Source organism: Streptomyces sp. NBC_00637 (assembly GCF_045161545.1).
Taxonomy (GTDB): domain Bacteria; phylum Actinomycetota; class Actinomycetes; order Streptomycetales; family Streptomycetaceae; genus Streptomyces.
The window spans coordinates 4,661,291-4,674,195 of sequence record NZ_CP109046.1; the positions used below are offsets into that span (position 1 = coordinate 4,661,291).

Consider the following 12,905-nt stretch of genomic DNA (forward strand, 5'->3'; position numbering starts at 1 on the left):
CTCAGCCGCGCGCCGCACCGAGCGCGGCGCGCAGATGTCCCCCGGACTCCTCCAGAAGGCGGGCTGCCGCGGGCCCGTCCACCCCGGCCAGCAGGGCGAGGATCGCGTTCTTCACCTCTCCGTCGGTGGCCGCGAGGGCGGCCTCGATCTCCGGTCCGTCCGCCCCGGTCGCCAGCGCCACGATCCGCCGTGAACGGGCGCGCAGCTTCTCGTTCGAGGCGCGGACGTCGACCATCAGGTTCCCGTAGGTCTTGCCCAGCCGGATCATCGTGATCGTCGAGATCATGTTCAGCACCAGCTTCTGGGCCGTGCCCGCCTTCAGCCGGGTGGAGCCGGTGAGCAGCTCGGCCCCGACGACCACCTCGATCCCGTGCTCGGCGGCGGCCGCCAGCGCGCTGTCCGCGTTGCACGCCAGCCCGACGGTCAGCGCGCCCCGGGCCCGCGCGTACCGCACGGCGCCGACGGCGTACGGGGTGCGACCGGAGGCGGAGACGCCGACCACGGTGTCGTCGGGGGTGAGCGCGAGGGTGGCCAGATCCGCTTCGGCGAGCTCCGCGGAGTCCTCGGCGCCCTCGACGGAGGTGACCATGGCGGACGGCCCGCCCGCGATCAGCCCGACGACCTGGCCGGGCGCGGTGTTGAAGGTCGGCGGGCACTCGGAGGCGTCGAGCACCCCGAGCCGCCCGGCGGTACCGGCGCCGGCGTAGATCAGCCGGCCCCCGCGGGCCATGCGGGCGGCGACGGCGTCGATGACGGCGGCGATCTGCGGAAGCCGCGCCTCGACGGCGGTGGGGACCTCGGCGTCCTCCCCGTTCATGAGCCGGGCGATGTCGAGGGTGGCGAGGCGGTCGATCTCGGCGAGATCGGAGCGGAACGCCTCGGTGGTGAGGGTTTCGAGCGCGGCGCGCAGCTCACTGGGGTCGGGCTGGGAGGTCATCGGCGAGAGCTCTTTCCGGTGCGGATCGGACAACCGTCTGCGCAACTGTCTGCACAACAACCGCTGCGCGTGTGTCTGCGCAACTGTCTGCACCTCCACGGTCTACCGGTGCCGGTGGGCCAACGCCTCGTACGACGCGGCCAACGCCGGCGCGGCCGTCGCGTAGGTCCGCTGGGCCACGCCCACGAACAGGCAGTCGACCACCAGCAGCTGACTCGTCCGGGACGACATCGCCGCCGGGCGCAGTTCGCTCTCCCGCGCGGTCGACGTGGCCAGCACGTGATCGGCGTACTGCGTCACCGCGCTCTTGGGACGCCCGGTGATGGCGACGGTGGTGGCCCCGTGCTCGAACGCCACCCGCAGCGGCTCGATGACGTCGCGTGTCGCACCGGAGTGCGTGATGGCGATCGCGAGGTCGCCGGCGGCCAGCTGGACCGCGTTCGTCACCGCGAGGTGGGTGTCGCTGTGGGCGTGCGCGATGAGCCCGATCCGCAGCAGCTTCTGGGTGAGGTCCTGGGCGACGAGCCCGGACGCCCCGACGCCGTACACGTCGACCCGCCGCGCGGCCGCCGCGGCGGTGACGGCCGCCTCCAGCTGGCCGGTGTCGAGCGCGGCGGCGGTGTCGGCGAGGGTCTGCCGCTCGTCGTGGGCGAGTTTGGCGACCACGTCCGCCAGCGGATCGTCGACCGCGATGTCGGTGGTCAGGGCGGGCGCCCGCCCCGACCGCTGCTGCGCCGCCAGTCCGGCGAGGGCGAGCCGCAGGTCGCGGTAGCCGGGGTAGCCGAGGAGTCGGGCGGTGCGCACGACGGTCGCCTCGCTGGTGCCGGTAAGTCCGGCGAGGCCGGTGACGGTGAGGGCGGCGCAGCCTGCCGGGTCCTTCGCGACGGCTTCGGCGACGCGCCGCATGGAGCGGGTCAGCGAAGGGGCCAGCGTACGGACCTTGGCGGCGAGGGCGGCGGGATCGGGACTGAAGGTTTCCTTCACGGCCTTGGTCACCTCTGAAAACTATTTTCTGTTCGGGCTGGGGGTCAAGAGTGCGCACAATGGGGGCATGGACCCCATCAGCCCCCTGGAACAGGCGTTGCACACGGCACGCGCCCTCGTGCTGGCCGATCTGGCCTCGGGCGAGGTCGCCGCGGCGGATGTGGTGTCGCTGGTCGAGGACTCCGTCGTGCAGCGCCGCTGGTGGGTCGAGCAGTGGCCGGACGGCGTGGCGTACGTGGCGGGACTGGTGGCGCAGGACGTGCAGGACGCGCTGCTGGAGCGGCACGGGCGCTGGCCCATCTGCCCGGTCTGCGGCTCCGGCGACCCGCACGCCCTCGAGGTCGAGCCCGAACTCGGTCCCGACCCGCACTGGGTGTGCCACAAGGCGGGCGTGAAGGTCGCCTCGGTGGGCTCGCTGGGGCCGGCCCTGGGAGGCGAGCCGTCCTCGTGAGGCACCCGTGACCGTCTACATCGACCCGCCCGACTGGCCGGGGCACGGCCGGATGTGGTCCCACCTCGTCAGCGATGTCTCGTACGGCGAACTGCACCTCTTCGCCGAGGGGTTGGGCGTCCCGCGGCGCGCCTTCGAGCGCGATCACTACGACATCCCGTCGCATCGCTACGCCGACGTGGTGGCCGCGGGCGCCGTCGAGGTGAGCAGCCGCGAGGTGGTGCGCCTGCTGACGGCGGCCGGCCTGCGCAGACGCAAGGGCGGCCGAGAGGTGGGGCGGGGCGGCAACACGTAAGGCCGGCGGGCGCGGCGGCGCGGGCAGGGCCGACGAGCGCGGCGACGGCAGGGCAGGGCGGGCGGCAGTGCGGGCAGGGGGCGCGCAGGCGGTGCTACGTCGGGTGCCGGCGCCCGCGCAGCTCGTACGCGTCCTCCGTGTCGCCCGCGGCGACCCTGACGAACCCGGCCCGTTCGAGCACGCCACGGGAGGGGGCGTTGGCGTGCTCGACGATCGCGAACAGCCGCCGTACGTCGTCCCGTGCCAGCGCCCAGCCGGCCAGCGCGCGCAGTGCCTCGGTCGCGTAACCGTGGCCGCGGGCGGCCTCGACCAGGTCGTAGCCGATCTCCGTGCGGCCGTCCTCGTCGGGAGCCGCGTGGAAGCCCATGCTGCCGACGGCCCGGCCGTCCGCCCGCCGTACGAGGACGTAGAGGCCGAACTCCGGCCGGAGCACACCGGACACGAACGCCTTCGCCATCATCCCGGCGGCGTCCCGCGTCCCCTCGAACGGTCCGCCCCCGACCCATACGAAGCCTCCGCCGCCGCCCGCCCGCAGTCCGGCGGCGGCGCTGGGCGTGACGCCTTCGAGGGTGAGGCGTTCGGTGGGGATGCGCGGGACGGTCACGAGGCGAGCAGGTCCAGTTCGCCCCGCAGGTTGTAGCGGGCCGTGGCCTCCCACCGCTCGCTCCCGTACGGCGTCCTGAACAGCCGGGGCAGGTCGAGGAGCCGGCGCAGGATGTCCGCCCGCCCGGCCCGGAAGGCGTCGTTCGGGACGAAGTGGTATTCCTCGCGGACGGCCGCGGTGTAGGCGGCGTACGCGGTCGGCGGCGCGGCGAGGATCGCGAGGTCGGCGTCGCACAGGACCTGGCCGTCGAGGTCGTCGTCGGCCGGATCGTGGGTGACGGTGAGCCGGACGAGCCTCGCGACCTCGGCGGTCCGCTCCGGCGACACCCCCGCCTCGGGCAGGGCGCGCTCGGCGAGGCGGGCGGACCGTTCCTCGTTCTCGGACCGGTCGGGCAGATAGACGGCGTCGTGGAACCAGGCGGCCAGCCGGACGACGTCCGGGTCGGCGGCGTGCTCCGCGAGTACGTCGATGCGGTCGAGGACCTCGGTGAGGTGGGTGAGCGTGTGGTAGCGGCGCTGCGGCTCCTGCCAGCGGGCGAGGAGATCGTCGCAGTACGGCGCCGGGTCGGGGCCGTCGGCCGGGCCCCGGGTCCTGTCCAGGGTGTGGCTGAAACGGGTGCGCAGGGCGTCGAGATCGGCCATGGCCCCATTGTCGCGCGTGCGGGCGGGGTTCTCCGGCGTATTCTTGAATTGGACTAGACCTGTAGTCGCCCGATGCAGCCGAGTAGCCGATGAATGGGGTGCCATGAGCAAGCGTGCAGTTCTGGAGGTGATCGCCCTCGACGTCGAGGACGCGGTCGCCGCCCAGACCGGAGGCGCGGACCGCCTCGAGCTGGTCACCGACATGGCCGCCGACGGGCTCACCCCGCCGGTCGCGGTCTTCGCCGGGATCCGGGCCGCCGTCGACCTCTCCCTGCGCGTGATGCTCAGGCGCTCCGAAGGCTTCGCCGCCGGACCCGCCGAGGAGGTCGACACCCTCGTCCGGATCGCCGGAGAGCTGCGAACGGCCGGCGCGGACGAGTTCGTGCTCGGGTTCCTCGACGCGGAGGGCGGGGTCGACCTGGCCGCCGTGGAACGGGTCGTCGCCGAGCTGGACGGCTGCCGCTGGACCTTCCACCGCGCCCTCGACCACGCCGGCGACCGCGACGCCCTGCGCAAGCAGCTGGACGGCCTGCCCGGCCTGGACACCTACCTCACGGCCGGTTCCCCCACCGGCGTCGACACCGGCCTGCCCACCCTGCTCGCGGAGGCGGCACGGCACGGCGAGCAGGGCTACGAGCAGCAGCTCCTCGTCGGCGGCGGGCTGCGCCTCGACCATGTGCCGGCGCTCAGGGCCGGCGGCATCGACGCCTTCCACATCGGCGGCGCGGCCCGGCCCGACGGCTGGACCGGGCCGGTCTCGGCCGCGGCCGTGGGCGAGTGGCGACGGGCGGTGGACGGCGTGCGGGACGAGTAGGCGTGCGGGGCGTACGGAACCGGCTGACCTGACGGCTGGGGCCGGGGCGGGGCCGCAGGGGTCGCGTCCGGCCCCGGGGCCGGTCAGTCGAGCTGGGGCGGCAGTGGGGCCGCGTGCGTCACGATCAGGCCCGACACCGCTCGGGTCAGCGCCACGTACAGCCGCCGAAGGCCCGTCCGCTCGTCCGGTTCGCCGTCGACCACCGCCCGGGGTTCGTCCAGGACGACGTAGTCGTACTCCAGCCCCTTCGCCAGGGAGGCCGGGACCAGGGTGAGACGGGTCTCGGCCGTGGTCTCCTCACCGGGGGTGAGATGGCCGATGCCCGACGCGGTCAGCGCCTCGGCCAGCGCCGGGATCCGGGCGTCGGCCGCGATCAGGCCCGTGGAGCCCTCGTTGCGCAGCAACTCCTCGCAGGCCGCGACGACTTCGGCGGTGCCGGCGACCGGCCGGAGGTCGAAGAAGCCGGGGTTCTCGCGGACCGAGGCGACGGGCGTCAGTCCCGGCGCGATGTGCGGGAGCAGGCGTGAGGCGTAGGTGATGACGTCCGTCGGCACGCGGAAACCCGCCGTCAGTTCCTCGATCACCGCGTCCGCCTTGCCCAGGTGGCCGAGCGCCTCCTCCCAGCTCCGGGTCGCCCACGGGGTGGTGCCCTGCGCCAGGTCGCCCAGCACGGTCGCCGACCCCGTCGTGCAGCGGCGGCCGACCGCCCGGTACTGCATGGGGGACAGGTCCTGCGCCTCGTCCAGGACCACATGACCGAGGGAGTGGGTGCGCTCGACGATGTCGGTCGCCTCGTCGATCAGCACCGCGTCCGCCGCCGACCACCTGGCCGCCTTCACGGACCGCACCGGCCTGCCGCCGGATCCCGACGACGCCCACAGGATGGTCTTCTGTTCGTCCTCGCTCAGCACGCCCTGCGCGTGCTCGGCGAGGAAATCCGCGTCCGTGAGCAGACGCAGCACCAGCTTCACGGGATCGACGGCCGGCCAGACCGCCTTCACGGCCGCCTTCACCGCGCTGTTGCGGGCGACGGCGTCCTGCACCCGGTCGTCCGGGGCCTCGCCCGAGCGTTCCATCTGCACCAGGATCGCGTGCGCGATGCGCTGCGGCAGCGCCTCGCGGGCGGCGCCGTAGCGGATGTCCCGCTCCAGCAACTCACGCACCATCTCCTCGAGTTCGTACGCCGGAAGCCGCCATCGCCGCGAGCCGCGCACGACGACGAGCGGTTCGTGCGGCAGGGTGACGTGCGCGTACACGGCCCGCCGCAGCACCTCCGCCATCCTCGCGTCGCCCTTGACGACCGCCGCCGCCGCGTCGTCCGTGCCCCGAACCTCGACATGGGCCACCAGGTCGTCGACCGTTCCCTGTCGCACCGTCAACTCGCCCAGCGCGGGCAGCACTTGCTCGATGTAGTGGAGGAAGGACCGGTTCGGCCCGATGACCAGCGTGCCGGTACGGGCGAGCCGCTCACGGTGGGCGTACAGCAGATACGCCACCCGGTGCAGACCGACGGCCGTCTTACCGGTCCCCGGCCCTCCCTGGACGCAGACCGACCCGCCCAGCCCGCTGCGCACGATCTCGTCCTGCTCGGGCTGGATGGTGGCGACGATGTCACGCATCGGTCCGACACGCGGGCGCTCGATCTCGCGCTGGAGCAGCTTGCTGGTGTGCGCCGCCTCCGCCGGGTCGGAGAGGTGCTCGTCCTCGTAGGCGGTGAGGTCGCCGCCGGTGTAACCGAAGCGGCGGCGCAGCCCGACGTCCATCGGGTCCTTCTTCGAGGCCCGGTAGAACGGCTGCGAGACCGGCGCCCGCCAGTCGATGACCATCGGGTCCCCGCCGGCGTCGTGCACGTGCCGGCGCCCGATGTAGAACTGCTCCCCCTCCGCGCCCTCGGCCCGCTCGGCGCCGGGAGCGTGCAGGTAGTCCAGCCGGCCGAAGAACAGCGGGGTGTCGCTGAGGTCGGCCAGCGCCTTGATCCGCTCGCCGATCTGACGCTCCAGGATCTGGGCGTTGACCCAGTTCGCGGTGACGTCGCGGATGTCGAGGGACTCCGCGTCCTCGCGCATGGCACGCAGGGCGCCCCGGGAGGAGGCGAGGTGGGCGCGTTCGCGGGCGAGCGGATCGCCGTCGACAGACGTGGGCGCTGCGGGCGCTGCGGGCGATGTGGACGGCGTGGACGGCGTGGACAAGGGGGTGCCTCCGGACCGGCTGAGGGGGGCGCTGCGGTGAGTCCGTCCGGTTTCCGTCCGGACGGCGGCACTCCGGGAAGGGAGGCGGGCAAGAGCGGAGATTGTAGGTGAACCGGGGAGGGGCGGGCCAACGCATTAATCCGGGCCCCCGCCCCGCACCCCGAGGACGGCCCCCCGTCCCGTAGGGGACCACCCCGCCGAAAGGTGTACCCGGGGACTACCCCGAATGGGGACCTGCGACCGATGCCCCCTTTATGCCCCGGGTCGCATCATGGAGACATGAGTGCTGCGACCCTCACCCCGGCCCCCGGTCGCCCGTCCGGCGCGACCTCCCTGTCCGATACGCCCGACCTGCACCGCCACCGACTCGGCGACGCCCTGCGCGCCGTGAAGGTCTTCGCGAGCGCCGCCTTCGACGTGATCATCCTCGGCGAGTACGGCGAGTACGGCGAGGAGGCGGGCATCCGCCGCCGTAGGTGACCAGAGCCCCTCAGGCCTCACCCGCGAGCAGCTCGTCCGCGTCCATGATCCGGTACGCGTATCCCTGTTCCGCCAGGAAGCGCTGGCGGTGCGCCGCGAAGTCCTGGTCCAGGGTGTCCCGGGCCACCACCGAGTAGAAGTGGGCCTGGTGGCCGTCCGCCTTCGGGCGCAGCACACGGCCCAGACGCTGGGCTTCCTCCTGCCGGGAGCCGAAGGTGCCCGACACCTGGATGGCGACCGTCGCCTCCGGCAGGTCGATCGAGAAGTTCGCGACCTTGGACACCACCAGCACGCTGATCTCGCCCTCCCGGAAGGCGTTGAAGAGCTTCTCGCGCTGCGCGTTCGAGGTCTCGCCCTTGATCACCGGGGCGTTCAGATGCTCGCCCAGCTCGTCCAGCTGGTCGATGTACTGGCCGATGACCAGGATCTGCTGCCCCGCGAAGCGGCGGACGAGCGCCTCCGTCACCTTCCGCTTCGTCGCCGTCGTCGCGCAGAAGCGGTACTTCTCCTCCGTCTCGGCGGTCGCGTACGCCAGCCGCTCGGAGTCCGTCAGATTGACCCGGACCTCCACACAGTCCGCGGGCGCGATGTAGCCCTGCGCCTCGATCTCCTTCCACGGCGCGTCGAAGCGCTTCGGTCCGATCAGGGAGAACACGTCGGACTCACGGCCGTCCTCGCGGACGAGGGTCGCGGTCAGCCCGAGCCGGCGGCGCGCCTGGAGATCCGCCGTGAACTTGAAGACCGGCGCCGGCAGCAGGTGCACCTCGTCGTAGAGGATGAGCCCCCAGTCCCGGGAGTCGAACAGCTCCAGGTGCGGGTAGACGCCCTTCCGCCGGGTCGTCAGCACCTGGTACGTGGCGATGGTGACGGGCCGGATCTCCTTCCTCGTCCCGCTGTACTCGCCGATCTCCTCCTCGGTCAGCGACGTCCGCTTCACCAGCTCGTGCTTCCATTGCCGCGCGGAGACGGTGTTCGTCACCAGGATCAGCGTCGTCGACTTCGCCTGGGCCATCGCCCCGGCGCCGACGAGGGTCTTGCCCGCACCGCACGGCAGGACCACGACCCCGCTGCCGCCGTGCCAGAAGTTCTCCACCGCCTGCTTCTGGTAGGGCCGCAGCGCCCAGCCGTCCTCGGCCAGCTCGATCGGGTGCGCCTCGCCGTCGACGTACCCCGCGAGGTCCTCGGCCGGCCAGCCCAGCTTCAGCAGCGTCTGCTTGATCTGCCCGCGCTCGGAGGGATGCACGGCCACGCTGTCCGGGTCGATCCGCACACCCACCAGCGGAGCGACCCGCTTGGAGCGCAGGATCTCCTCCAGCACCGGCCGGTCGGTGGTGGTGAGCACGAGCCCGTGCGCCGGGTGCTTGCTCAGGGTCAGACGGCCGTAGCGGTCCATCGTCTCGGCGATGTCGACGAGCAGCGCGTGCGGCACCGGGTAGCGGCTGTACTGCACGAGCGCGTCCACGACCTGCTCGGCGTCGTGCCCGGCGGCCCGCGCGTTCCACAGCCCCAGCGGCGTCAGCCGGTAGGTGTGGATGTGCTCCGGCGCCCGCTCCAGCTCCGCGAACGGCGCGATGGCACGGCGGCAGTCGTCCGCCTGCTCGTGGTCGACCTCCAGGAGCAGAGTCTTGTCCGACTGGACGATCAGCGGTCCGTTCACGTACGCCATCCCTTCGCGCGGCCCTTCCGCACGGGCCAAACCTCCAGTGTGCCGTACGACGCGCCGGAGCGGGGGTCCGCTTCTTCCCGGCGGCCCCGCGCAACCCTGACCTGCGTTCGTGGGTCTGACCGGGGGAGCAGCGCGATGTACGCGACGCGGTGGGGAGTCACGGTATGTCGGTCCTGTCGTTCCGCAGAGGCGCGGTCGGCGTGGGAGCCGCGGCGGTCCTGGCGGCCACGGGCACCTGGGTGATGTGGCCCGCGGCCATCGACGGAAGGCTGTGGAGCGAGGTGCGGCCGGTGATCGAGGCCAGGATCGCGGCGGAGTCACGGGGCGGCCGCGAGGGCGAGACGGTGCCCGCGCTCGACACACGCTGGTTCTGCCGCGCCGAGGCACTCGAACTGGAGGAACACGCGGGCGAGGTGCGGGCCGGCGTCAACACGCTGTGCGTCGAGTACGGGGTACAGGACGACAACCTGGTCGAGTGCGGCGCCGGACAGTACCCGCAGGTGGTCCGGCTGGAGCGGGACGAGACGGCCGCCGGGGGCTACCGGGTCGTCGCCCGGGAGGAACCGCCGGACGGCGCCGGGTACGCGCGGTGGACGGAGTCCCACTTCGGGGTCTTCACCAGGTCCTCCCTCCAGGACCCGATGTCCTCCCGCACCCTGGAGGCCACCGCCCGCGCCCACTTCGGCCTGCCCGTGGACGCCACGGTCGGGGAATGCTGACCGGACGGCCGACTGCCCGCCCCCGCCCCCGCCCGGCCAGGCCCGGCCAGGCCCGGCCAGGCCCGGCCCCCGACTGACTCCGCCCGGCCCCGACCGACCTCGCCCGATACCGACTGACTTTCGCGCGACCTGGCTCGGCACCGCCTGCCCTCGCTCGGCACCGCGCCCGCTCGCTCGGCTCCCCGCGACCTCGCGGAAGGCTCCGGGGGTCGCGGCGGCCACGGCGAGCGCGGACGGACGTCAGTCGTCCGCCAGTTCCGCGACCCCCGTGATCCGGTGCAGCGGATACGTGCGGACCTCGTCCGCCGTGTGGTCGTACGCCGTCACGAAGCCGCCCTCCACCCGCACCGGCGCGATGACGCGCTGGCTGGCGGTGCCCTCGGCGTTGACGTAGCCGACCCACAGGGCCTCACCGGTCAGGACGGCGGCCTGCATGGTCGCGAGGGTCTCGGCCGAGCTGGTCCGGGGAAGTTCGCCGGGGGCGAGCGGGGCGGCGTCGTCGGTCGCCTTGCGGGGGGCGGTGGCGGCCAGGTCACCGGCCCGGATCGCGCGGATCGCCGCGGTGAGCAGCGTGGTGTCGGGAACCGGCGGCCCGTCCGGCACCGGCTCCGGAGCCGTACGGGGCGGCGTGCGGTGGGCATGCGCCCGAGTGATCAGGACGTCCCCCTCGGCCGACTCGGCGGCGGGCGCGAAACCCATCGCCCGCAGGCCCTCGAGGAGGGCCGCAGGGTCGGCCTGGGTGGCGAGCACCGTCGGGGCCAGGCGGCGCAGACGCAACGCGGCGGCACGCTTGTCGGCGAGGATCTCGTTCAGCAGGGCGTCGTCGTCGCAGCGGACGTAGGCCGAGGCCGCGCCCACCCGCAGATGGCCGTGCCGCCGGGCCACGTCGTCGATCAGGTACGCCAACGGCTGCGGCACCGGCGTACGGGAGTGCTCGGTGAGGAAGGCCTGAAGGTCGGAGGCACTGCGGCCGGCGTCCAGGGCGCGGCGCACCGAACCCGGGGTGAAGCGGTAGACCGTCGCACCGCCCTTCGACTCGACGTCCGCGAGAACGCTCAGCACATCGGCCAGCGGGCGCCGCAGCGGGCCGGGGGCGACCGCGGTCAGATCCGCCTGGAGCAGGACGTGGTCCAGGGGCTCGGGGAGCAGCGGCGCGAGCAGCCGGGCGGCGGCCGCGGTGGCCACGGCCTGCTCGGCGGGCGAGAGGGGCGCGGCCGGGGCACCGGCGGCGCTCGCGCGGTGCGGGACGGGCAGCTTGTCGCCGGGGCCGCTCGGGGCGGCGGCAGCGCCGGCCGTGGCGGTGGTGAGACCGGCGGCGGTGGTGGGGGACGGGGCCGATCCGGCCGCGGAACGTGCCCCCAGCAGGGCCCGCCCGTGCGCCGACAGCGCACCCCGGCCGGTCACGCCCAGCAGCTCGGCCTCGGTCAGCGTCCAACGGGCCAGCCGGGACCGCAGATCGTCGTCACCCGGCGAACCCTGAGCACCCGGCGAACCTTGCGAGCCCTGCGCACCCTGGTGACCCGGTGCGCTCTGCTGCCCCTGCGCTCCGCGCAACGGGCGCTCCCAGCGCAACCGGGCCAGCACCGCCTCCGGATCCGGTGCGGCGCCCTCCGGCAGCCCGGCCAGCAAGGCCAGCACCCGATGACGCACCTCCGGCGCGGCGGACCGGTCCAGGCCCGGCCCCAGCGCCGACAGCGCCCGCTCCTTCAGATCCCGGCCGCCGACCACCCCGGACGTCCGGGTCGCCGCCAGCCACGCCTGCGCCAGCTGGGCCCACCGGTCGGCGGGCGGCCGTTCCAGCCACTCGTCGTACTCCGGCGTGGCCGCGTACCGCTCGTCGGCCTCCCCGTCGGAGGCGAGCAGCCCGGCCGCGTACGCCAGCTCCACCCAGAACGCGGCCATCGGCTCCGACACGTCGAGAGCGACGGCCGTCCGCTTGAGGTCCCGCACGCTCAGCCCGCCGGCCCGCAGCACCGCGGGACCGCCCTCGTGCCAGTCCTTCAGCAGCTCCTCCACGGTCGCCAGCGCCGTGTAGGCCTGCCCGGCCGCCGTCGCGTCCACCACCTGGGGACGATGCGTGGCGCCCGCCTCGACGGCCGGCGGCACCGGCTCGGCCGTGCGGTGGGCCCGGCCCCCGCGCAGATGCAGGGCGACCTCCCGAGGCAGCACGACGGTCCCGGGCGCCGTCGGCAGCAGCAGCCCACGATCGAGCAGCCAGCGCAGCCGCGCCGCCGGATCGGCCGTGACCTGTCCGTACGGCGGCCCCCACATCAGCCGCTTCAGGACGTCGACGGAGTCGGCCGGCGCCTTCGCCAGCAGGGCGCTCATCTTCTTGCGGTGGCTGAACAGGGCGGTGAGCGCCCCGACGGCGGACACCGAGTCATGCGTGGACGGCAGCCCCGCCGTCGCCACCAGCTCCTGGATCCGGCCCGGCGACATGCCCGCCGTCGCCTCCCGCACGCTCGGCCCCAGCCCCGTCGGCGACGGGTGCTGCGCGGACGGCGCGAGCAGCTCCCGGGCGGTGCGCACGAGACGGAGGCTGCCTTCGTCACCCCAGACCAGGGCCTGTTCGCGCAGGGCCGCCAGGGCGCCGGGCAGGGCGTCGGCGACTGCCTGGTCACCGGCGTCGCCCGCCATCAGCCCGAGCAGCTCGGCGTACGTCGCCGGATCACCGGCCACGGCCAGCGCCTCCGCGGTCTGGAGGGCGAAACGGTCGAGCCGCTCCAGCGCGCGGACGACGGAGGCGCGGGTCGCTGCGCGGGTGGCGAGCTGGGTGAGGTCGGTGGGGACCGGGGTGATGAGGTCGGGGCGGGCGCGCAGGAGTGCGGCAAGGGACGCGTCGTCCCGGGCGCGGAGCGCTGCCGCTAGGGAGCGGGGGGCCCGCTGGTCCTCGGTGCTCATCTTGCCCACGGTAGCGGTTGGCGTCCCCCGGGGGCTGCGCCCCCGGACCCCCGCTTCGGCCCTGAAAGGGCCTTGTCCTCGATCGCCGGACGGGATGAACGGTGCGACCGGCACCCGACCGCCGACGTTCCGACCGCCGGCCGCGCACCGGGCGGGTGACGCGGACCGGCGCTCGACCTTCGGCGTTCCCGGGGGCTGCGTGGCGTGAGCGGCACTCGATCGCC

The 12,905-nt window shown here is 74.0% G+C and carries 11 protein-coding genes and 1 pseudogene; 5 read left to right on the forward strand and 7 right to left on the reverse strand.

The window, feature by feature from the left end:
* Position 1: 1 nt before the first annotated feature.
* Together murQ and OG440_RS20535 are read right to left on the reverse strand one after the other, a co-directional pair.
* On the reverse strand, positions 2-937 hold the full coding sequence (gene murQ, locus OG440_RS20530; RefSeq protein WP_406008254.1) for an N-acetylmuramic acid 6-phosphate etherase: 936 nt from the start codon (positions 935-937) through the stop codon (positions 2-4).
* Positions 938-1,039: 102 nt separating this feature from the next.
* Complete coding sequence (locus OG440_RS20535) at positions 1,040-1,933, reverse strand: MurR/RpiR family transcriptional regulator (RefSeq protein WP_406008255.1); 894 nt, start codon at positions 1,931-1,933, stop codon at positions 1,040-1,042.
* A gap of 55 nt (positions 1,934-1,988) precedes the next feature.
* On the opposite strand from OG440_RS20535, the gene OG440_RS20540 reads away from it, so the two are divergent.
* The gene (locus OG440_RS20540) at positions 1,989-2,372 is read left to right on the forward strand and encodes a hypothetical protein (protein ID WP_406008256.1); all 384 of its coding nucleotides are present in this window, start codon (positions 1,989-1,991) and stop codon (positions 2,370-2,372) included.
* 7 nt (positions 2,373-2,379) lie between these two features.
* The gene (locus tag OG440_RS20545) at positions 2,380-2,667 is read left to right on the forward strand and encodes a DUF4031 domain-containing protein (RefSeq protein WP_406008257.1); all 288 of its coding nucleotides are present in this window, start codon (positions 2,380-2,382) and stop codon (positions 2,665-2,667) included.
* Between the two features lie 94 nt (positions 2,668-2,761).
* Here OG440_RS20545 and OG440_RS20550 read toward each other — a convergent pair.
* Both OG440_RS20550 and OG440_RS20555 read right to left on the reverse strand, forming a co-directional pair.
* Positions 2,762-3,256, reverse strand: a pseudogene (locus OG440_RS20550) (GNAT family N-acetyltransferase); the annotation flags it as partial.
* A gap of 11 nt (positions 3,257-3,267) precedes the next feature.
* Entirely contained in the window at positions 3,268-3,912 is a 645-nt protein-coding gene (locus OG440_RS20555) for a hypothetical protein (RefSeq protein WP_406008258.1), read from the reverse strand.
* A 103-nt stretch (positions 3,913-4,015) separates the two neighbouring features.
* Here OG440_RS20555 and OG440_RS20560 point away from each other — a divergent pair, with 103 nt between their 5' ends.
* The gene (locus tag OG440_RS20560) at positions 4,016-4,726 is read left to right on the forward strand and encodes a copper homeostasis protein CutC (protein WP_406008259.1); all 711 of its coding nucleotides are present in this window, start codon (positions 4,016-4,018) and stop codon (positions 4,724-4,726) included.
* 83 nt (positions 4,727-4,809) lie between these two features.
* Here the strand turns inward: OG440_RS20560 and OG440_RS20565 are convergent, their stop codons facing one another.
* On the reverse strand, positions 4,810-6,792 hold the full coding sequence (locus OG440_RS20565; protein ID WP_406011404.1) for a HelD family protein: 1,983 nt from the start codon (positions 6,790-6,792) through the stop codon (positions 4,810-4,812).
* Between the two features lie 402 nt (positions 6,793-7,194).
* Between OG440_RS20565 and OG440_RS20570 the strand changes: the two genes are divergently transcribed.
* Positions 7,195-7,395: a hypothetical protein gene (locus OG440_RS20570; RefSeq protein ID WP_406008260.1), complete on the forward strand. Its 201-nt coding sequence runs from the start codon at positions 7,195-7,197 to the stop codon at positions 7,393-7,395.
* A gap of 10 nt (positions 7,396-7,405) precedes the next feature.
* Here OG440_RS20570 and OG440_RS20575 read toward each other — a convergent pair whose 3' ends face one another.
* Positions 7,406-9,052: a DNA repair helicase XPB gene (locus OG440_RS20575; protein WP_406008261.1), complete on the reverse strand. Its 1,647-nt coding sequence runs from the start codon at positions 9,050-9,052 to the stop codon at positions 7,406-7,408.
* 173 nt (positions 9,053-9,225) lie between these two features.
* On the opposite strand from OG440_RS20575, the gene OG440_RS20580 reads away from it, so the two are divergent.
* Positions 9,226-9,780: a hypothetical protein gene (locus OG440_RS20580; RefSeq protein ID WP_406008262.1), complete on the forward strand. Its 555-nt coding sequence runs from the start codon at positions 9,226-9,228 to the stop codon at positions 9,778-9,780.
* Positions 9,781-10,020: 240 nt separating this feature from the next.
* Here the strand turns inward: OG440_RS20580 and OG440_RS20585 are convergent, their stop codons facing one another.
* Complete coding sequence (locus OG440_RS20585) at positions 10,021-12,681, reverse strand: helicase-associated domain-containing protein (protein ID WP_406008263.1); 2,661 nt, start codon at positions 12,679-12,681, stop codon at positions 10,021-10,023.
* Positions 12,682-12,905: the final 224 nt, after the last annotated feature.